The following is a 19,758-nucleotide window of genomic DNA, read 5'->3' as shown; positions in this document are numbered from 1 at the left end:
CCGGTGTGAAGATGTAGGGCATGCCGTCCTACGACCTCGCGGGCCGACTCGTCGTCGGCGTCGCCTCCAGTGCCCTGTTCGATCTGCGCGAGTCGGACGCGGTCTTCCGCGAGCAGGGCGAGGAGGCGTACCGGGCCTACCAGGAGACGCACCTGGACGACACGCTCCGGCCCGGGGTCGCGTTCGCCTTCCTGCGCAGACTGCTGTCGCTGAACGACCTCGGCGAGCCGGGAGACCCGCTCGTCGAGGTCATCATCCTCTCCCACAACGACCCCGACACCGGGCTGCGGGTCATGCGGTCGATCCAGGCCCATGAACTGCCCATCAGCCGGGCCGTGTTCATGCAGGGCAGGTCGCCGTACGCGTTCATGACCGCGCTGAACATGTCCCTGTTCCTGTCCGCCAACGGCGACGACGTGCGCGAGGCCGTCGCCGCGGGCCTGCCGGCCGGCCATGTGCTCGGATCGTCGTACGCGGACGACCCCGCCGACCGGGAACTGCGCATCGCGTTCGACTTCGACGGGGTGCTCGCCAGTGACGCCGCCGAGCAGGTGTACCAGTCGGGCGGTCTGGAGGAGTTCCGTGCGCACGAGGCCCGTAACGCGGCGACCCCGCACGATCCCGGGCCGCTGCGGGACTTCCTCGCCGGGGTGAACCGGATACAGCGCCGCGAGGAGGAACGGAGCAAGGCCGACCCGGACTACCCGAGCCGGGTGCACGTCTCGATCGTGACCGCGCGCAACGCGCCGGCGCACGAGCGGGCGGTGCGCAGCCTCAAGCAGTGGGGCGTGCGGGTCAACGGCGCGTTCTTCCTCGGCGGGATCGAGAAGGGCGCGGTGATGAAGGTGCTCAGACCGCACATCTTCTTCGACGACCAGGTCAGCCACCTGGAGAGCACCTCGCGGACCACGCCCAGCGTGCACGTCCCGTTCGGCAGGATCAACGAGGCGGGGGGCTGACAGGGGCCGACATGAGGAGCGGCGGCACCCCTGCCGGGTGCCGCCGCGCAGGTCGCCCGCGCCTACGCGGCCGCCGCGCCGCTCTCCTGCTCGGCCTCGATGCGGGCGTTCCACTCCCGCTTGGAGGCCTGCCAGCCGTCCTCGTCGTGGCCCATGCGCCAGTAGCCGGAGATCGACAGGTCCTCGCGCGGGATCTGCTTCTCGACCCGCAGCAGCCGCCGCAGCTCCTTCACAAAGCCCGCCTCACCGTGCACGAACGCCTGCGGCCGGCCCTCGGGGAAGTCCAGTGCGCGGACGGCCGCGACCAGTGCCTCGCCCACCGGCCGGTCCCCGCGGTGCAGCCAGACGACCTCCACGTCGGAGTCGATCTTCTGCTCCTCCTCGGCCCCGGACACCTCCACGAAGACGTTCGCACGGGAGCCGGCGGGCAGCGCCTCCAGGGCCCGGGCGATCGCGGGCAGCGCGCTCTCGTCACCGGCGAGCAGATGCCAGTCGGCCTCCGGGTCGGGGGCGTAGGCGCCGCCGGGTCCCATGAAGCGCACCGTCTCGCCGGGCCGGACACGGGTGGCCCACGGGCCGGCCAGGCCCTCGTCGCCGTGGACGACGAAGTCCAGCGTCAGCTCCCGCGGTCCGGGATCCCAGGCGCGCACGGTGTAGGTCCGGGTGACCGGCCACTGCTCCCGGGGGAACTCCTCGCGGATCCGCTCCAGGTCGAAGGGCTCCGGATACCGCACACCCTCGGGGCCGAACAGCAGTTTCACGTAGTGGTCGGTGCAGGTGTCCGCCGCGAAGTCGGCGAGGCCCTCCCCGCCGAGCACCACGCGCTGCATGTGCGGGGTCAGCCGCTCGGTGCGAACAACCTGGGCGGTACGGGGCTTGCGAGGCTTACGTCCCGGGCGCTCTGCCATCACGGCCTCCTGTGAAATTGGTTAGGTTTACCTAAGTTAGCATCTCGTTCTCCTTCCCCACCTCTTCTCTGCGGGCCCAGCGAGCGCCCTTTGCCGGAACTTTTCGGTCAAGGTCACCCGGCCAGCGTGGCCAGCAGCCGCTGCAGGGAGCCGCCGAGCCCCCACCGCTCGGCCAGCCGCTCCAGCTCTGCCGGGTCGCGCGGGGCGTGCGGCAGGGCCGTGTCGACGTCCGGCACCGGGACGTCGGCGGCCACCCGGACCACCTCGGGTGCGACGGCCACGTACGGCCGGGCCTCGTCGAGCCGCTTGCGCTGCGACGGCGTGAGTCTCGCCTTCGGGTCGTCCAGCGCCGACATGATCCCGTCCAGGTCGCCGAACTCGGCCAGCAGCTTGGCGGCCGTCTTCTCGCCGATTCCGGCCACACCCGGCAGGCCGTCGCTCGGGTCGCCGCGCAGCAGCGCCAGATCCGCGTACCCCCGCCCGTCCACGCCGTACTTCTCGCGCAGCACCGCCTCGTCGGTCAGCTGGAGCGTGCCGACGCCCTTGAGCGGGTACAGCACCCGGATCCCGCGCGCGTCGTCCACCAGCTGGTACAGGTCGCGGTCGCCGGTGACGATGTCCACCGGGCCCTTCGCGTGCGCGGTGAACGTGCCGATCACGTCGTCCGCCTCGTACCCGGCGACGCCGACCCGCGCGATGCCGATCGCGTCCAGCACGTCCTCGATGACCGGCACCTGTGGGGCCAGGGTGTCCGGCACCTCCTCCTCGTCCGGGCCCGCCTCGTGCTCCTCGGCGACCCGGTGCGCCTTGTACGTGGGGATGAGGTCCACCCGCCACTGCGGGCGCCAGTCGGCGTCCATGCAGGCCACGAGCCGCTCCGGCCGGTGGTCCCTGACCAGGCGGTCGATGAAGTCCAGCAGCCCGCGCACGGCGTTCACCGGCGTGCCGTCGGGGGCCCTCACGGAGTCCGGGACGCCGAAGTAGGCGCGGAAGTACAGCGATGCGGTGTCGAGGAGCATGAGTCGTCCGGTCACGTTCGCATCATGCCGCACGGCACTGACAGTCCCGGTGAGCCGCACGTCGGTGCGGAGCCGCGCGATATGAGGTGGATCACTTAAAAGTTTGACCATCTCCATACCGGGGAGGCGCGGCTTCTGTTCTGTCCACAATCCGAGAGGTACGCGTGTCAGCCAGGCTTGAGGCGGAGCACCTGTTCAAGGTGTTCGGAAGACGACCGGACGAGGCAGTGGAGCGCTTGAGGCAGGGCGTTGACCGGGAGGAACTGCGCGCCGACGGCACCACCGCCGCCGTGATCGACGCCTCCTTCAGCGTCGGAGAGGGGGAGATCTTCGTCGTCATGGGCCTGTCGGGCTCCGGCAAGTCCACCCTGCTGCGCATGCTCAACGGGCTGCTCGAGCCGACGGCGGGCAGCGTGCGCTTCGATGGCGAGGACCTGACCACGCTCACCGACCGCGCACTGCGCGAGGTCCGCTCCCGGAAGATCAGCATGGTCTTCCAGCACTTCGCGCTCTTCCCGCACCGCAGTGTCCGCGACAACGCCGCCTACGGCCTGGAAGTGCAGGGCGTGCCCCGCGCCGAGCGCGAACGCCGCGCCGACGAGGCGCTCGCCCTGTGCGGCCTGGCCGGCTGGGAGAAGTCCTGGCCCGACGAGCTGTCCGGCGGCATGCAGCAGCGCGTCGGCCTGGCCCGCGCCCTCGCCACCGACGCCGACCTGCTGCTCATGGACGAGTCCTTCAGCGCACTGGACCCGCTGATCCGCCGCGACATGCAGGACCAGCTCCTCGAACTGCAGAAGACCCTGAAGAAGACCATCGTCTTCATCACCCACGACCTCAACGAGGCCATGCGGCTCGGCGACCGCATCGCCGTGATGCGCGACGGCCGGATCGTGCAGACCGGCACCGCCGAGGACATCCTGCTGCGTCCCGGGGGCGACTACGTCGCCTCCTTCATCCAGGACGTCGACCGCTCCCGCGTGCTGACCGCAGCCGCCGTCATGGACACCGACCTGCGGGGCAACGAGGCGGACTGCGGCTGCGAGACCGCCGCTGCGGACACGCCGTTCACCGAGCTGTGCGCCATCAGCGCGCGCGTGCCCCACGCCGTCGCCGTCCTCGGCAAGGGCCGCACCCTCCTGGGCGTCGTCCCCCGGCAGCGTCTGGTCGCCTTCCTGGGGGACGAGGACGCGGAGCCGACGCCGTGCGACGGCGAGGGCGACGACAAGGGTGGCAAGAAGGTGATCACGCGTGCCTAGGATCCACCTCGGCGACTGGGTCGACTCCGGCGTCAACTGGCTGGTCGACCACCTCTCCTGGCTCTTCGACGCCATCAAGGCCGTCATGGAGGGTATGTACAACGGCATCGACACCGTCCTGGGCGCGCCCCAGCCGCTGCTGATGGCGGGCATCCTCGCCGTCATCGCCTGGTGGCTGCGCGGCCTCCTCGCCGGTGTCCTCGCCTTCGCCGGATTCGCGCTGGTCGACTCGCTCCAGCTGTGGGACCAGGCCATGTCCACGCTCGCCCTGGTCCTCGTGGCGACCGTGATCGCGCTGGTGATCTCCGTCCCGCTGGGCATCTGGGCCGCCCGTTCCAGGACGGTCAGCGCGGTCGTCCGGCCCGTCCTGGACCTGCTCCAGACGATGCCGTCGATGGTCCTGCTGATCCCGGCCATGCTCTTCTTCGGCCTCGGCACCGCCGCCGGTGTCGTGGCCACCCTGATCTTCGCGCTCGCGCCCGGCGTCCGCATGACCGAGCTGGGCATCCGTCAGGTCGACGCCGATCTGGTCGAGGCCGCCGAGGCGTTCGGCACCTCCCCGCGCGACATCCTGTGGCGCGTCCAGATGCCGCTCGCCCTGCCGACCATCATGGCCGGCGTCAACCAGGTGATCATGCTGGGCCTGTCCATGGTCGTCATCGCCGGCATGGTCGGCACCGGCGGCCTCGGCGGCGCCGTGAACGAGGCCATCGGCCAGCTCGACATCGGCTACGGCTTCGAGGCGGGCGTCGGCATCGTCGTCCTCGCCATCTACCTCGACCGGATGACCGGCGCCCTTGGCACCCAGCTCTCCCCGCTGGGCCGCAGGGCCGCCGCCAAGGCGCGCACGCGCGCGTGGTCGTACCGCCCGCGCCCGGCCGTCGCCGTCGCCGGTGTGGTCGTGCTCGCGCTCGTCGCGGGCGGCCTCGGCATCTTCGGCTCCGGCTCCGGCGCCTCCTCCGAGGCCTCCGGCACGAACGTCGGCAAGGGCAAGCAGATCAAGATCGGCTACATCCCCTGGGACGAGGGTGTCGCCTCGACCTTCCTCTGGAAGGAGATCCTGGAGGAGCGCGGCTTCAAGGTCAGCACCACCCAGTACGCGGCCGGCCCGCTCTACACCGGCCTCGCCACCGGCCAGCTCGACTTCGAGACCGACTCCTGGCTGCCCACCACGCACGCCGAGTACTGGAAGAAGTACGGCAAGCAGCTCGACGACCTCGGCTCCTGGTTCGGCCCCACCTCCCTGGAGCTGACCGTGCCCTCGTACGTGAAGGATGTGAATTCGCTCGCGGACCTGAAGGACCACGCCTCCGAGTTCGGCGGGAAGATCGTCGGCATCGAGCCCAGCGCGGGCGAGATGAGCCTGCTCAAGAACAAGGTCCTCAAGGCGTACGGCCTCGACGGCACGTACGACGTGATCGACGGATCCACTCCGGCCATGCTCGCCGAGCTCAAGCGGGCCTACGCCAGGAAGCAGCCGGTCGTCGTCACCCTGTGGTCCCCGCACTGGGCCTACAGCGACTACGACCTGAAGAAGCTGAAGGACCCCCAGGGCGCCTGGGGCAAGGGCGACGGCGTGCACACCCTGGCCCGCAAGGGCTTCGCCGCCGACAACCCGCAGGTCGGCGCCTGGCTGAAGAACTTCTCGATGACCGAGAAGCAGCTCACGGGCCTGGAGTCGCAGATCCAGCAGGCCGGCAAGGGCAAGGAGCAGGACGCCGTGCGCGCCTGGCTGCGGGCCCGTCCGGGCCTGGTCGACAAGTGGGCCCCGGTCGCCAAGCAGGCCGGCAAGAGCCAGGCGGCCGGGTGACCTGACCGGTCCGGACCGCCGCCCGAGGGGCGGGCCCCGCCGTACGCCACAGGGCGTCCGCCGGGGCCCGTCCCTCGCGGGCGTTCGGCGTCCTGAGACCCGTCCGTCTCACGCGCATCCGCGTACGAAAAGGATCCGGCCAACCACGGAACGTGACCTCCCTTGGCCCGGGCTCGGGCTCCCGGCCCAGCTCGTCGGCGTCTTCCTCACGGGCGGGAGGCCGCCGACGGCGGGTGCACGACCGCGACATAGTGGCGCGAACCATAAGGGTGGGGACGCGCGGACATGACAGGGATGTGGCAGCCGCGTGAAACGGTTTGCCGAACATGCGTAGGGTGCAGAGAAGTCATCATGAGCGACCGCGGCACGACGAGCGAGGGAGGGAGCCGGAGCGATGGGCGACCACAAAGAGCAACAGTCCGTGCGGGTGGGCGCGGCCGTCCGGCGCCGCCGCCGCGCGCTGGAACTGACCCTTGCCGCCGTGGCCGAGCGCAGCGGTCTGTCCGTGCCCTTCCTCAGCCAGGTCGAGAACGACCGGGCCCGCCCCAGCCGCACCTCCCTGGAGAAGCTCGCCGACGCCCTGCGCACCACGGCCGTCGAACTCCTCGCCGCCGCCGATCCGGCCGCCAGCGTGGACGTCGTCCGCGCCGAGCCCGTGGCCGAGTCCGACTTCGAGCCGCGCACGCGTTCCCTGGTCCGCGGTCACCACCAGCTGCACGCCTCCGAGTTCACCGGCGACCACGAGGCCGGCCGTGAGTTCCAGTACCGCAACGACCAGCTGATGTACGTCGCCGACGGCGCGGTGGAGATCGAGGCCGAGGGCCGCGCGTACCGCCTCGGCCGAGGCGACACCCTGTACCTGACCGGTGGGGTACGGCACCGCTGGCGGGCGACGGTTCCGGATACGCGGATCGTCGTGGTGGCGGTGGCGGAACACATCGAGGCCGTGCAGGACCGGCCCCGTCGGTGAGGGTCGTCTCCCTCGTCCCGTCCCTCACCGAGGCGGTCGCCGTGACCCTCCCCGGCGTCCTCGTCGGCGCCACCGACTGGTGCAGCCGTCCGGCGCACCTGGACGTCACCCGGACCGGCGGTACCAAGAATCCCCGGCTGGACCGCATCCTCGCGCTCGCCCCCGACCTGGTGATCGCCAACGAGGAGGAGAACCGCGCCCCCGACCTCGACGCGCTGCGCGAGGCGGGGCTCGAGGTGCTGGTCACGGAGGTGCGCAGCGTGCCGCAGGCCATCGGCGAGCTGGCCCGGGTGCTGGCCGCGTGCGGTGCGCCGGAGCGACCGCGCTGGCTGCAGGAGGCCGAGGCGGCCTGGGACGCGCTGCCGGAGCCGGCGGCACGCAGGACCGCCGTGGTGCCCGTCTGGCGCAGGCCCTGGATGGTCCTGGGCCGGGACACCTTCGCGGGCGACGTCCTGGCGCGGCTCGGCGTCGACCACCTCCACGCGGGCCACCCCGAGCGCTATCCCCGCATCCCGTTGGACGAACTGCGTGCGGCGGCCCCGGACTTGGTGGTCCTGCCCGACGAGCCCTACCGCTTCACCGCCGAGGACGGCCCGGAGGCCTTCGGCGGCCTGCCCTGTGCCCTGGTCAGCGGACGGCACCTGACGTGGTACGGCCCGTCGCTGGCCGAAGCGCCGCGGGTGCTGGGCGCGGCGCTGCGAGCAGCTCGCCGCTGACCAGCCCGCGCACGGTCCCGGTGGCGGCGGCCAGCCATGCGGCGACCAGGACGGCGTACAGCCCGAGTGCCAGCCCGTCGTAGCAGGCGAGGCCGGTGTGCCGGGCCAGGCCCGCGGCGCCGGTGACACAGGTGCCCACCGGGAAGGTGAAGGCCCACCAGGTCATCGCGAACCCCATGCCCTGGCGCCGGGCCCGCACCACGTGCGCGACCGAGAACGCAAGCCACAGCAGGGCGAACCCCATCACCGGCACTCCGTACAGCACGGCGAAGACGGCGAGACCGCGGTCGTACGGAGCCGGTACGACACCCGGTGCCGTGTCCGCGATCTTGCCGACGGCGGTGGTGGACTGCCCGAGCGGGCCAAGGACCAGGAACAGGGTCGGGGTGAGCGCGAGCGGCAGCGGGCCGCGGCTGATCAGCCGGGCGAAGACCAGCGGCAGCATCAGCAGCGTCGCGAACAGGCTCAGCCCGAACATCGCGAAGCAGGCCAGCAGCAGGGTCTCGCGGGGCTGGCCAGGCGGCAGATGCGGCACGAGCAGCGGACCGAGCGCCGCCGACACCATCGGCGCGACCAGGGGCAGCAGCCACACCGGGGTCGCCTGTGAGGGCTCGACGCGGTGCCGTACGGCCATCAGGTACGGCACGGCCACCGCGGCCGTGAGCCCGACTGCCGTACCGGTGGCGAACAGCACGGCGTCCAGCGCGACGGCCGCGTCCGTGCCGATCAGCGGACGCCCGGCGATCAGCGCGCCGCCGCCCACCGCCAGCAGGGCCATGGACAGGCAGCCGTAGAAGGGCGCCACGGCCGGGTCCAGGAGGTGGGCCCGGGCCTGGTCGCGGTGGCGGGCCCAGTGCAGGGCGCGGGCCGCCAGCAGGGCCGTCAGCGCGAGCAGGGACAGGGCCCAGACCCCCGCGAGCACACCGCTCCTCACCGACCCGTGGCCGGGCAGCGCGGCACCGGCCGAGCCGACGATGGCGGTGCCCATGACCGCGGCGTACCAGTTCGGGCCGAGGTACCGGACCCGGGCGGCATACAGGACGGAGGAGGCGGGCGGGGGCTGCGCTGCGATGACCATGACTCCACGGTCGCGCCGGGATCCGCCCCTGACCAGGGAGTTCCTGTGTATGAGGGCATAAGCTGGTCTTATGAGCGAGGCGGAGGGGCAGTACGAGCGCAGGGAATCGCTGGCGCACCGGGTGCCGGACCTGGCCGCACTGGAGCTGCTGCTGGCGGTGGCACGGCTGGGCAGTCTCGGCGCGGCGGCGCGCGAGGTCGGCATCACCCAGCCCGCGGCCAGCAGCCGGATCCGCTCCATGGAACGGCAGCTGGGCGTGGCCCTGGTCGACCGCTCGCCGCGCGGCTCCCGGCTCACGGAGGCCGGTGCCCTGGTGACGGACTGGGCCCGCCGGGTGGTGGAGGCGGCGGCGGCCTTCGACGCGGGCGCGCGAGCGCTGCGGGACCGACGGGACTCACGCCTGAGGGTCGCGGCGAGCATGACGATCGCCGAGTACCTGCTGCCCGGCTGGCTCCTCGCGCTGCACGCCGGGCGCCCCGACACGGCGGTCTCGCTGCTCGCCGGCAATTCGACGAAGGTTGCGGAACTGCTGCTGTCCGGCGAGGCGGACCTCGGCTTCGTGGAGGGGCTGACGGTCCCGACCGGCCTGGACTCCACGGTCATCGCCCACGACCGCCTGATCGTCGTCACCGCCCCCGGCCACCCCTGGGCCCGCCGCCGACGACCCGTCACGGCGCAGGAACTCGCCGAGACCCCCCTGATCCTGCGCGAGCGCGGCTCCGGCACCCGCCAGGTCCTGGACGCGGCCCTCGGCGGCCCGGCCCGGCCCCTGATCGAGCTGTCCTCGACCACCGCGGTCAAGGCCTCGGCGGTCAGCGGCGCGGGTCCCTCGGTCCTGAGCGAATTGGTCGTGGGCGAGGAACTGTCGCTGCGACGGCTGGTCAGCATCCCGGTGGAGGGCGTCTCGCTGCGCCGCGATCTGCGCGCGGTCTGGCCGACGGGACACCGCCCGACGGGGCCGGCCCGGGAGCTGCTGTCGCTGACGCGGGGGTGACGGAGCGGCACTTGGGGGTGCGCAGGGGCTACGGCGGCTGCACGGCCTGGTGGGGACCGCGACTTCGCGGTGGTGCGGGCGGCTGCGCGGCACACCACGGCGGACCCGCACCCGGCAGACGGCCGCGTCTGCTACGGCGCGACCCCGCCCGCCGCGGCGATCAACCCCCGTACCACCCGCAGGTCCTCGCCCATCTCCGGATGCCACTGGACTCCGAGCACCCAGCCTTGGGCCGTCGGCAGTTCCACCGCCTCCACCGTGCCGTCCGTCGCGTACGCGGAGGCGACGAGGCCCCGGCCGAGGCGGTCGACGGCCTGGTGGTGGTAGGTCGGCACGGCGGTCCGCTCCGGTACGAGCCCGGCGTACAGGGTCCCTGCCACCGGCTCGACCGGATGGTCACCGAACACCCCGACCACCTCCGCGTGCCCGTCGAGATGCTGGACGAGCGTGCCGCCGAGCGCCACGTTCAGCAGCTGCATGCCCCGGCAGATCCCGAGCAGCGGCACCCCCGCCGCCAGCGCCGCGTCGATCAGCGCCAGCTCCCACGCGTCCCGCTCCCGGGCCGGCGGCCCTGTGCGCGGCGAGCGTTCGGCGCCGTACCGGGCCGGTTCCACGTCCGGGCCGCCCGCGACGACCAGCCCGTCCAGCCGGGCCACCGTCTCGGCCGCGCGCCCGGGGGCGTCCGGCGGCAGCATCGCCGCCAGCCCGCCTGCCCGCTGCACCAGCCGTGGATAGCCGGCCGGCAGCAGCGCCGCCTCCAGCTCCCACACGCCCCAGCGCGCACCGGACTCCAGATACGTGCTGATGCCGATCAGCGGTCGCACGGTCATTGCACCCTCCCCGGAAATCAAAGGTTCAATCCCATACCTTTGCAGAGCTGCTCTACGTCAGGAAGCCCCGCAGCAGGGCCGCCGTGCCCGCGCAGTGCTCGCGCATCATCTCCCGCGCCCCGTCGGCGTCCCCGTCCAGGACCGCCTCCACCAGCGCGGTGTGCTGGCGCTGCGAGTGCTCCAGGTTGCGCACCAGCAGCGGGATGCAGTCCAGCAGGTCGTTGACGGTCGCCCGGACCGCCGCGTACTGCGCGGTCAGGGACGGGGAGCCGCACAACTCGGCCAGCGTCAGATGCAGCAGGGTGTCCAGGCGCCGGTAGTCGGCGAGCGGGGCGTCGTGCGTACGGGCCAGCGCCTCGCACAGCCGGTCCGCCTGCTCCTCGTCGAGGCCGTGTGCCGCGCACAGCCCGGCCGCGCCCACCTCCAGGACCTCGCGGAAGCGCAGCACGTCCTCGACGTCGACCTCGGCGATCCGCCGTCGCAGCTCGTCCTCGCCGCCGGCGTCCGTGCGCGGCAGGACGAACGTTCCGCCGTACCGCCCGCGCCGCGCCTCCACCAGCCCCTGGTCCTGGAGCACCTTCAGGACCTCGCGCAGCGTCACCCGGCTGATCCCGAGCCGCTCCGCCAGCTCCCGCTCGGCCGGCAGCCGCTCGCCGCCCGGTACCAGGCCCAGCCGTACGACCTGGAGGATCTGCTCCAGCGCCTCCTCGAAGCCGTTGCCGGCCCGCACCGGCCGCAACACCGGAGTGAGCCGGTCGCCCACCCCCCGGGTGCCACTCTCCCAGGACATCCGGTCGTACCCCCTTCCCAAGCAATGGTTCTGAGCAATACCTTATGGCTCCCGGCCCGGCCGAAAAAGCGCGAAGGCGCCGAAGGAGGCTCTCCCGTGGCAGACCGCACACCCCCGCTCGGCGTCGAGGAACTGCACGCCCTCGTCGTGAGTGGTGAGATCGACACTGTCGTCCTGGCCTTCCCCGATATGCAAGGGCGCCTCCAGGGCAAGCGGTTCGCCGCCCGCTTCTTCCTCGACGAGGTCCTGCACCACGGCACCGAGGGCTGCAACTACCTCCTCGCCGTCGACACCGAGATGAACACCGTCGACGGCTACGAGATGTCCTCCTGGGAGCGCGGCTACGGCGACTTCGCCATGCGCCCCGACCTCGCCACCCTGCGCCGCATCCCCTGGCACCCCGGCACCGCCCTGCTCGTCGCCGACCTCGCCTGGAACGACGGCTCCCCGGTCGTCGCCGCGCCCCGCCAGATCCTGCGCCGCCAGCTGGAGCGGCTCGCCGCACTCGGCTACACCGCCCAGGTCGGCACCGAGCTGGAGTTCATCGTCTTCAAGGACTCCTACGAACAGGCCTGGGACGCGGGCTACCGCGGCCTCACCCCGGCCAACCAGTACAACATCGACTACTCGATCCTCGGCACCGGCCGCATCGAGCCCCTGCTGCGCCGGCTGCGCAACGACATGGCCGGTGCAGGCCTCACCGTCGAGTCCGCCAAGGGCGAGTGCAACCCGGGCCAGCACGAGATCGTCTTCCGCTACGACGAGGCCCTTGTCACCTGCGACCAGCACGCGCTGTACAAGACCGGCGCCAAGGAGATCGCCGGCCAGGAGGGCGTCTCGATCACCTTCATGGCCAAGTACAACGAGCGTGAGGGCAACTCCTGCCACATCCACCTCTCGCTCACGGACGCCGACGGCGGCAACGTCATGGCCGACGGTGACGGCATGTCCGAGGTGATGCGGCACTTCCTCGCCGGACAGCTCGCCGCCCTGCGCGACTTCGCGCTCCTCTACGCCCCGAACATCAACTCCTACAAGCGGTTCCAGCCGGGCTCCTTCGCCCCCACCGCCGTCGCCTGGGGTCACGACAACCGCACCTGCGCCCTGCGCGTGGTCGGCCACGGCCGCTCCCTGCGCTTCGAGAACCGCCTGCCCGGCGGAGACGTCAACCCCCACCTCGCCGTCGCCGGTCTCGTCGCGGCCGGCCTCTACGGCATCGAGCAGAAACTCGAACTCCCCGAACCCTGCCCCGGCAACGCCTACACCGCCGACCTCGCCCACGTCCCGACCACCCTGCGCGAGGCCGCCGAACTCTGGGAGAACAGCCCCATCGCCAAGGCCGCCTTCGGCGACGAGGTCGTGGCCCACTACCGCAACATGGCGCGCGTCGAGCTGGAGGCCTTCGACGCCGCGGTCACGGACTGGGAGCTGCGCCGCTCCTTCGAACGCCTGTGAGCCGTTCCCGCGACCGCCTGTGAACCAGCCCCGGAAAGGTCAATTCGTGTCCGACTCAGACGAGTTGAAGGTCCTCAACCCCGCCACGGAAGAGGTCGTCGCCACCGTCCCCGCCGCGCGCGAGGAGGACGTCGCCGCCGCCGTCGTACGGGCCGCACGCGCCCAGACCCGATGGGCCGTCCTCGCTCCCGCCGACCGGGCCCGGCTGCTGCGCCGCTTCGCCGACACCGTCGACAACCACCTGGAAGAACTGGCCCAGTTGGAGGTCCGCGAGGCCGGCCACACGATCGGCAACGCCCGCTGGGAGGCCGGCAACGCCCGCGACCTGCTGCTGTACGCGGCCGGTGGCGCCGAACGCCTCATCGGCAGGCAGATCCCGGTGCCCGGCGGCTGGAACGTCACCTTCCAGGAACCGCTCGGCGTCGTCGGCGTGATCGCCCCCTGGAACTTCCCGATGCCCATCGCCGCCTGGGGCTCCTTCCCGGCCCTCGCGGCCGGCAACGCGGTCGTCCTCAAGCCCGCCGAGACCACCCCGCTCACCGCGCTCCGCCTCGCCGAACTCGCCCTGGAGGCGGGCCTGCCCGAGCACGTCCTCCAGGTGCTGCCCGGTCATGGCCACACCGCCGGACGCGCCCTGGTGGACCACCCGGACGTCGCCAAGATCGTGTTCACCGGGTCCACCCGCACCGGCCGCGAGGTCATGGAGCGCTGCGCGAAGCTCGTCAAGCCCGTCACCCTGGAACTCGGCGGCAAGAGCCCCAACGTCGTCTTCGCCGACGCCGACCTCGAGGCCGCCCTCGACCCCTTCTCCTTCCTCGACAACTCCGGCCAGGACTGCTGCGCCCGCACCCGCATCCTGGTCCAGGAGGCGGTGCTGGACCAGGCCCGGGACTTCCTCGCCGGTGCGCTGGCCGCCGTGGTCGTGGGCGACCCCGCCGACGAGAAGACGCAGATGGGCCCGCTGATCTCCCGCCGGCAACTGGACCGCGTACGGTCGTACGTCCCCGAGGGCGCCCCCGCCCTGCGCGGCAGCGCCCCCGACGGCCCCGGCTTCTGGTTCCCGCCGACCGTCCTCACCGGCGAACGGCACGACAGCGAGGCGGCCCGTGAGGAGATCTTCGGACCGGTCGCCGTCCTCCTGCCCTTCACCGACGAGGAGGACGCGATCCGCCTCGCCAACGACACCCCCTACGGCCTCTCCGGATCCCTGTGGACCCGGGACCTCGGCCGCGCCCTGCGGGTGTCCCAGGCCGTCCGCGCGGGCAACCTGTCCGTCAACTCCCACTCCAGCGTTCGCTACTGGACCCCGTTCGGCGGCTACAAGCAGTCCGGCCTCGGCCGCGAACTGGGCCCCGACGCCCTGACCGCCTTCACCGAGACCAAGAACGTCTTCATCAGCAACGTCTCCCCCAGCACGGAGGGCCCCGCACAGTGACCGCAGAAACTGTTTGCCGCCGCCTGGTCGGCCGTACCGCCGTCGTCACCGGAGCCGGCAGCGGCATCGGCCTCGCCACCGCCCGCCGGCTCGCCTCCGAGGGGGCCCACGTCGTCTGCGCGGACGTCGACGAGGCCCGCGGCAAGGCCGTCGCCGACGAGGTCGGCGGACTGTTCGTGAAGACCGACGTCACCGACCCCGAGCAGGTCGAGGCGCTGTTCAGGACGGCGTACGACACCTACGGCAGCGTCGATGTCGCCTTCAACAACGCCGGCATCTCCCCGCCCGACGACGACTCCATCCTGGAGACCGGTCTGGAGGCCTGGAAGCGGGTCCAGGAGGTCAACCTCACCTCCGTCTACCTGTGCTGCAAGGCCGCGATCCCGTACATGCGCCGCCAGGGCAGGGGCTCCATCATCAACACCGCCTCCTTCGTGGCGCGGATGGGCGCTGCCACGAGCCAGATCTCGTACACCGCATCCAAGGGCGGCGTGCTCGCGATGTCGCGCGAGCTGGGTGTGCAGTTCGCGCGGGAGGGGATCCGGGTCAACGCCCTGTGCCCCGGGCCGGTCAACACCCCACTCCTCCAGGAGCTGTTCGCCAAGGACCCCGAGCGCGCCGCACGCCGCCTGGTGCACATCCCGCTCGGCCGGTTCGCCGAGGCCGAGGAGATCGCCGCCGCCGTCGCCTTCCTGGCCAGCGACGACTCCTCGTTCGTCAACGCCAGTGACTTCCTGGTGGACGGCGGAATCGCGGGCGCGTACGTCACGCCACTTTAGGGCGGACACCAGCGTCGGCCGGCCGGACACCAGCGCCCGGCCGGCGCCTGTCGCCGACCGGGCCCGCGCGGCGGCCTGCGGCACCGCCGCGGGCGCAGGAACCACCGGCGCACGGTCCTGCAGTACGCCTGGGTCGCGGCGGGCGCCGAGCCCGTCGACCGGGTCCGGTCCCGCGCCGACGGCACGCTCGGGCCCGCCCTACCGGACGCGGCCCGCGGACGCGGCCTGCCGAGCGGCGCGGCTCACAGGAAGGTGCGCCCCTCGCCGCGGTAGGTCGGCACGGTCGCCGTCACCGCGTCCCCCTCGATCAGCTGCAGTGCCTCGAACCGCTCGCACAGCTCGCCCGCCTTGGCGTGCCGGAACCACACCTTGTCGCCGATCAGCAGATCGTCGGCGGGCGAGCCCAGCAGCGGGGTCTGCACCTCGCCGGGGCCCTCCTGCGGGTCGTACCTCAGGCCCTCGGGCAGATACGGCACCGGCAGCCGGTCGCCGCCGGCCGCGCCGGAGGCCGGATAGCCGCCGCCGAGCACCGTGACGACCCCCACGCCCGGCCGCCGTACGACGGGCTGTGCGAACAGGGCCGCCGCACGGCCGGTGAACGACGTGTAGTTGTCGAAGAGCCGCGGCACGTACAGCCCCGAACCGGCCGCTATCTCGGTCACGGAGTCCTCGGCCGCGGTGTGCTGGACACTGCCCGTGCCACCGCCGTTGACGAACTCCAGGTCGGGCACGACGGCCCGGACCGCACGCACGACCGCGGCCCGCCGCTCCGCCAGCTCGCGGCGGGCCGTCGCCTGCATCAGCCGGATCGCCCGCGACCTGAGCGGCCGCCCGGCCACGGAGTCCCCGACGCCGGCGATGTGCCCCTCGTAGGCCATGATCCCCACCAGCCGGAAACCCGGCCGTCGGGCCACCGTCCGTGCCAGGTCGGCGAGTTGGGCGGGGGAGCGCAGCGGAGAGCGCCGGGCCCCGACCCGGACCCGGCCGCCCAGCAGCTGCAGTGAGGTGTCCAACTCCAGGCACACACGGATGAGTTCACGGCCGCCCTCGCGGGCCGCGTCGATGAGGTCGAGCTGGGCGACGTCGTCCACCATCACGGTGACGGCACCGGCGAGCTTGGGATCGGCGGCCAGTTCCGCGAAGCCGGTGCGGTCGGCGGACGGATAGGCCAGCAGGACGTCCTCGAAACCGGACCGGGCAAGCCACAGCGATTCGGCCAAGGTGAACGACATGATGCCCTGGAAGCCGTCCTTGGCCAGAACCCGTTCCAGCAGGGCCCGGCAGCGAACCGACTTGCTGGCGACCCGGACCGGTTTGCCGGCGGCCCGGCGGACCAGATCCTCCGCGTTGGCGTCGAAGGCATCCAGATCCACGATCGCGAGAGGGGCGTCGAGATGGGCGGTGGCCCGGTCGTAACGGGCCCGGTCAGCGGCGCGCGCAGTCATGACGGAAGCCTGCCAGAGAGGATTACCGCAGGGTAGGGGGACGTACCGGGCAGATGCCACGGGGCCGCGGACTGGTTCTCTTTCTCTCCGGGACAACCCGTAGAGTGACGCGCACGTACGGCGGAACGCGCCCGGCCGCTTCGGCTGAACCAGGATGCCGGTCCGGCCGTACGGGTATGCGTGCCCGCAACGGAGCTTCCGTGCCGGGTGCGGCCGAACGGTGGAACGGCCCGCGTACGTGAAAGACGGCCCGGGCATGGGGAAACGGGGGGTGCATGAGCACGGAAGCGCGCCACGTCCCCATCCCTCCACGCCCGTCGACTCCGCCTCCACGTCCGTCGGCCCCACCATCGGCCGCGCCGACTTCACCGCACCCGCCGGTTCCTCCCGGCCCGTCGGCGTCCCCGGGGCCGTCGGCTGTGCCGCGCCCGGCTGTGGTGCAGGGACAGTCGGCTCCGCCCGTGCCGCCACGCCCCGCGACCGCGCCAGGCCTCTCGACGGCGCCAGGCCGGTCGGCCTCGCCGGGCCGGTCGGCCTCGCCGGGCCGGTCGGCCTCGCCGGGCCCGTCCGTCTCGCCCGGGCCGTCGGCTGTCGCGAGTCCTTCGCCCTCGCCGGGCCCGTTGGCTTCCCCGCGCTCCTCAGGTGCGGCGTGTCCGACGGGTGCGTCCGGTGGGGCGCGTTCGTCGCATCCGGCCGGTCGGCCGGCTGAGGCACCGCGTCCGTCCGGTCCGGCCGGGGCGCCGCGTCCGGCGGCGACGGGCGGCCCCGTCGGCGCCCGGCTGCCCGACCCGGCCCCGGTCGACGACCCCGACGACGAGCCTTCGGTGTTCACCCCGCCGCCTTCCCGGACGTCCGCCGGGGGCGCCGTGCGCGACGGCCTGGGGAGCGAGGGCGGCGACGGCGGGCAGAAGTCCGTGGTGCCCGAGGGGACCGCCTCCGTGAGTCCGCCTCCGCCGCCCGCCTCGGCGCGGTTTCCCGACGCGCCGCCGCGCACGGGACGGCAGCGGCGCGCAGCCCCGGCCGAGACCTCGTCCGAGACCACCGCCCGGCTTCGCCCCGTACGTCCCTCACAGGCCACGGCGCCGCAGGCCACGGCGTCGGAGACCACCGCCCGGCTGCGCCCGGTTCCCGGTTCCCCGCGGACCCGGCGCCCCGACGCCGCGCCCGCCCCTGCCCCGACGGGCGGTGAGCGCCGCGGCGGTGCCGCCCCTGCCCCCGCGACGCCCACGCGGGACGGCACCGCCTGGAGCCCCCTGGCACCCGCCCGTCCCGTCGGTCCGCCCGCACCGGACTCCGGTCCCGACCCGGCGCTGTCCTGGGTCGCCGGCGCGACCGCGCGGCCCGTCGTGTCGTTCGGGCAGCCCGAGGCCTTCACCGAGACCAAGGGGCACCGGGTGGGCCACCGTACCGCCGTCGCCGCCGCCTGCCTCGTGCTCGGCGTCGGCCTCATCGGCGGTGCCGTGGCCGGGAGCTTGCTCACCGGGGACGGCGGGGACGCCGCCGCCGTCGACCACTTCACCAGCGCCGCCGCGCTCTGGCACAGCGTGCCCGTCGACCAGTTGTTCCCGACCACCGTCGAGGGCGTCGGCGCCGGACCCGGCGGTGCCGACCGCACCTGGACCAGGGTCGCCGTCGCCCCGGACAGCGGCTGCGCCCACGCCTTCGACCCGCTGCTGCAGAAGGTCCTCGCCCCGCTCGGCTGCCAGCGCCTGCTGCGCGCCACGTACACCGACGCCACACAGAGCTACGTCACCACCGTCGGCCTGCTGTTCACCAAGGCCGACCCCGCCGCCATGTCCGCGCTCGCCACCCGCTTCCGCACCGAGCGCCTGGACCGGCGCACCGACCTGATGCCCCGGCCGTACGCCGCCGAGGGCAGCGTCGCGGCCGCCTTCGGCGACAAACAGCGCGCCTCCTGGACCGTCTCCGTCCTCACCGACGCCCCCGTGGTCGCCTACGCCGTCTCCGGCTGGGCCGACGGCCGAGGCGTCGACTCGCCCCAGCCCGCCGCCGACGCCGTCAGCTCCGGCGCCACCACCGCACCCGCCCAGGCGGGCCTCGGCAACGAGGCCCAGGGCCTGGCCGACCGCATCGAACGGCGCCTGCGCGAGCACCTCGGCACGGCCACGGAGAAACCTTCATGAAGCGATCCGCCGGAGCGGCGCTGAGCCTGCTGCTCACCGGCGCCCTCACCCTGCTGCCGTGCGCCGCGGCCCACGCCGACGGCATCCGTGCCCAGCAGTGGGGGCTCGACGCGCTGCGTCTGGACGAGGCCTGGCAGACCACCAAGGGCCGGGGCGCCACCGTCGCCGTCCTGGACACCGGCGTCGAGGACGACCATCCCGACCTCGCCGGAAACGTCCTGCCCGGCAAGGACATGATCGGCTTCGGCGCCAAGCGGGGCGACCGTTCCTGGGCCCGGCACGGCACCGCCATGGCCGGCATCATCGCCGGGCACGGACACGGACCCGGCGGCTCCGCCGGCGTCATGGGCGTCGCCCCCGAGGCGAAGATCCTGCCCGTCCGGGTGATCCTGGAGGACGGCGACCCCGCCCGCACCCAGGCCCGTACCGTCCGGGGCAACGCCCTTGCCGACGGCATCCGTTGGGCCGCCGACCACGGCGCCGACGTCATCAACCTCTCCCTCGGCGACGACTCGAACTCCGCGCACCCCGAGCCGAGCGAGGACGAGGCCGTCCAGTACGCCCTGAAGAAGGGCGTGGTCGTCGTCGCCTCCGCGGGCAACGGCGGCGACAAGGGCGACCACATCTCCTACCCGGCGGCCTACCCCGGGGTCATCGTCGCGACCGCGGTCGACCGCTACGGCACCCGCGCCTCCTTCTCGACCCGCCGCTGGTACGCCACGGTCAGCGCGCCCGGCGTCGACGTGGTCATCGCCGACCCCGACCACAAGTACTACGACGGCTGGGGCACTTCGGCCGCCTCCGCCTTCGTCTCCGGTGCGGCGGCCCTGGTCAAGGCCGCCCACCCCACGCTGAGCCCGGCCCAGATCAAGAAGCTCCTGGAGGACACCGCCGAGGACGCGCCGGTCGGCGGACGGGACGACTCCCGGGGCTTCGGCATGATCGACCCGGCGGCCGCACTCAAGGCGGCCGACCGCATCCGGCCGCAGAGCCTGCACGCGGCCTCGTACGCAAAGAAGTACTTCGGCGCCGGACCGGACGCCCCCAGGGCCACCTCCTCGCCCGCCGACTGGGCGGGCCCCCTGGCCGGCGGCACCGGCGGGGTCCTGCTGGTGGCGGGCGTGGTGCTGTGGCGGGGGCGCAGGCGGAGCGCGGCCTGAGGGCGTCCGG

The 19,758-nt window shown here is 73.1% G+C and carries 18 protein-coding genes; 12 read left to right on the top strand and 6 right to left on the bottom strand.

Annotation, left to right across the window (positions count from 1 at the left end):
• Positions 1 to 20: 20 nt before the first annotated feature.
• On the top strand, positions 21 to 959 hold the full coding sequence (locus tag GQF42_RS10780; protein WP_158919410.1) for a 5'-nucleotidase: 939 nt from the start codon (positions 21 to 23) through the stop codon (positions 957 to 959).
• A 62-nt stretch (positions 960 to 1,021) separates the two neighbouring features.
• Here the strand turns inward: GQF42_RS10780 and GQF42_RS10775 are convergent, their stop codons facing one another.
• Entirely contained in the window at positions 1,022 to 1,867 is an 846-nt protein-coding gene (locus GQF42_RS10775) for a siderophore-interacting protein (RefSeq protein WP_158919409.1), read from the bottom strand.
• A 113-nt stretch (positions 1,868 to 1,980) separates the two neighbouring features.
• Entirely contained in the window at positions 1,981 to 2,901 is a 921-nt protein-coding gene (locus GQF42_RS10770) for a 5'-3' exonuclease (protein WP_158919408.1), read from the bottom strand.
• 149 nt (positions 2,902 to 3,050) lie between these two features.
• Between GQF42_RS10770 and GQF42_RS10765 the strand changes: the two genes are divergently transcribed.
• The 4 genes from GQF42_RS10765 (at position 3,051) to GQF42_RS10750 (ending at position 7,638) form a co-directional block, all read left to right on the top strand.
• Positions 3,051 to 4,142: a quaternary amine ABC transporter ATP-binding protein gene (locus GQF42_RS10765; RefSeq protein ID WP_158919407.1), complete on the top strand. Its 1,092-nt coding sequence runs from the start codon at positions 3,051 to 3,053 to the stop codon at positions 4,140 to 4,142.
• Complete coding sequence (locus tag GQF42_RS10760; RefSeq protein WP_158919406.1) at positions 4,135 to 5,952, top strand: ABC transporter permease/substrate binding protein; 1,818 nt, start codon at positions 4,135 to 4,137, stop codon at positions 5,950 to 5,952. Before GQF42_RS10765 ends, GQF42_RS10760 begins: the two co-directional genes overlap by 8 nt.
• A gap of 394 nt (positions 5,953 to 6,346) precedes the next feature.
• Positions 6,347 to 6,922 (top strand): helix-turn-helix domain-containing protein, encoded by a 576-nt coding sequence (locus GQF42_RS10755; protein ID WP_158919405.1) that lies wholly within the window; start codon positions 6,347 to 6,349, stop codon positions 6,920 to 6,922.
• Complete coding sequence (locus tag GQF42_RS10750) at positions 6,919 to 7,638, top strand: helical backbone metal receptor (protein ID WP_158919404.1); 720 nt, start codon at positions 6,919 to 6,921, stop codon at positions 7,636 to 7,638. Before GQF42_RS10755 ends, GQF42_RS10750 begins: the two co-directional genes overlap by 4 nt.
• Here GQF42_RS10750 and GQF42_RS10745 read toward each other — a convergent pair.
• Entirely contained in the window at positions 7,550 to 8,716 is a 1,167-nt protein-coding gene (locus GQF42_RS10745; RefSeq protein ID WP_158919403.1) for a TDT family transporter, read from the bottom strand. The two genes, GQF42_RS10750 and GQF42_RS10745, sit on opposite strands and share 89 nt — an antisense overlap.
• A 70-nt stretch (positions 8,717 to 8,786) precedes the next feature.
• On the opposite strand from GQF42_RS10745, the gene GQF42_RS10740 reads away from it, so the two are divergent.
• Positions 8,787 to 9,710: a LysR family transcriptional regulator gene (locus GQF42_RS10740; RefSeq protein ID WP_158919402.1), complete on the top strand. Its 924-nt coding sequence runs from the start codon at positions 8,787 to 8,789 to the stop codon at positions 9,708 to 9,710.
• 131 nt (positions 9,711 to 9,841) lie between these two features.
• Here GQF42_RS10740 and GQF42_RS10735 read toward each other — a convergent pair whose 3' ends face one another.
• Together GQF42_RS10735 and GQF42_RS10730 are read right to left on the bottom strand one after the other, a co-directional pair.
• A complete protein-coding gene (locus tag GQF42_RS10735) occupies positions 9,842 to 10,540 on the bottom strand; it encodes a gamma-glutamyl-gamma-aminobutyrate hydrolase family protein (protein WP_158919401.1) in 699 nt (232 codons plus the stop codon).
• 52 nt (positions 10,541 to 10,592) lie between these two features.
• Complete coding sequence (locus GQF42_RS10730) at positions 10,593 to 11,330, bottom strand: FadR/GntR family transcriptional regulator (protein WP_158919400.1); 738 nt, start codon at positions 11,328 to 11,330, stop codon at positions 10,593 to 10,595.
• A gap of 96 nt (positions 11,331 to 11,426) precedes the next feature.
• On the opposite strand from GQF42_RS10730, the gene GQF42_RS10725 reads away from it, so the two are divergent.
• The 3 genes from GQF42_RS10725 to GQF42_RS10715 are packed head-to-tail and all read left to right on the top strand — an operon-like array spanning position 11,427 to position 14,999.
• Complete coding sequence (locus GQF42_RS10725) at positions 11,427 to 12,785, top strand: glutamine synthetase family protein (RefSeq protein WP_158919399.1); 1,359 nt, start codon at positions 11,427 to 11,429, stop codon at positions 12,783 to 12,785.
• Between the two features lie 46 nt (positions 12,786 to 12,831).
• Positions 12,832 to 14,220, top strand: coding sequence for an aldehyde dehydrogenase family protein (locus tag GQF42_RS10720; protein ID WP_158919398.1), 1,389 nt, complete (start codon positions 12,832 to 12,834; stop codon positions 14,218 to 14,220).
• The gene (locus GQF42_RS10715) at positions 14,217 to 14,999 is read left to right on the top strand and encodes a 3-oxoacyl-ACP reductase (RefSeq protein ID WP_158919397.1); all 783 of its coding nucleotides are present in this window, start codon (positions 14,217 to 14,219) and stop codon (positions 14,997 to 14,999) included. The genes GQF42_RS10720 and GQF42_RS10715 overlap by 4 nt, the downstream gene beginning before the upstream one ends.
• Before the next feature lie 242 nt (positions 15,000 to 15,241).
• Here the strand turns inward: GQF42_RS10715 and GQF42_RS10710 are convergent, their stop codons facing one another.
• Positions 15,242 to 16,444: an amino acid deaminase/aldolase gene (locus GQF42_RS10710; RefSeq protein ID WP_158919396.1), complete on the bottom strand. Its 1,203-nt coding sequence runs from the start codon at positions 16,442 to 16,444 to the stop codon at positions 15,242 to 15,244.
• Positions 16,445 to 16,715: 271 nt separating this feature from the next.
• On the opposite strand from GQF42_RS10710, the gene GQF42_RS10705 reads away from it, so the two are divergent.
• The 3 genes from GQF42_RS10705 to mycP all read left to right on the top strand — a co-directional run bounded on the left by GQF42_RS10705 (position 16,716) and on the right by mycP (position 19,748).
• The gene (locus GQF42_RS10705; protein WP_158919395.1) at positions 16,716 to 17,153 is read left to right on the top strand and encodes a collagen-like domain-containing protein; all 438 of its coding nucleotides are present in this window, start codon (positions 16,716 to 16,718) and stop codon (positions 17,151 to 17,153) included.
• A 157-nt stretch (positions 17,154 to 17,310) separates the two neighbouring features.
• Positions 17,311 to 18,588, top strand: a complete 1,278-nt coding sequence (locus tag GQF42_RS45820) for a hypothetical protein (protein WP_233273321.1) — start codon at positions 17,311 to 17,313, stop codon at positions 18,586 to 18,588.
• A complete protein-coding gene (gene mycP, locus GQF42_RS10695; RefSeq protein WP_158919394.1) occupies positions 18,585 to 19,748 on the top strand; it encodes a type VII secretion-associated serine protease mycosin in 1,164 nt (387 codons plus the stop codon). Before GQF42_RS45820 ends, mycP begins: the two co-directional genes overlap by 4 nt.
• The last annotated feature ends 10 nt before the right edge of the window (positions 19,749 to 19,758 follow it).

The organism is Streptomyces broussonetiae (assembly GCF_009796285.1).
Taxonomy (GTDB): Bacteria; Actinomycetota; Actinomycetes; order Streptomycetales; family Streptomycetaceae; genus Streptomyces; species Streptomyces broussonetiae.
Note: the sequence above shows the minus strand (reverse complement) of the source record. Positions and strands in the feature narration are given on the sequence as shown.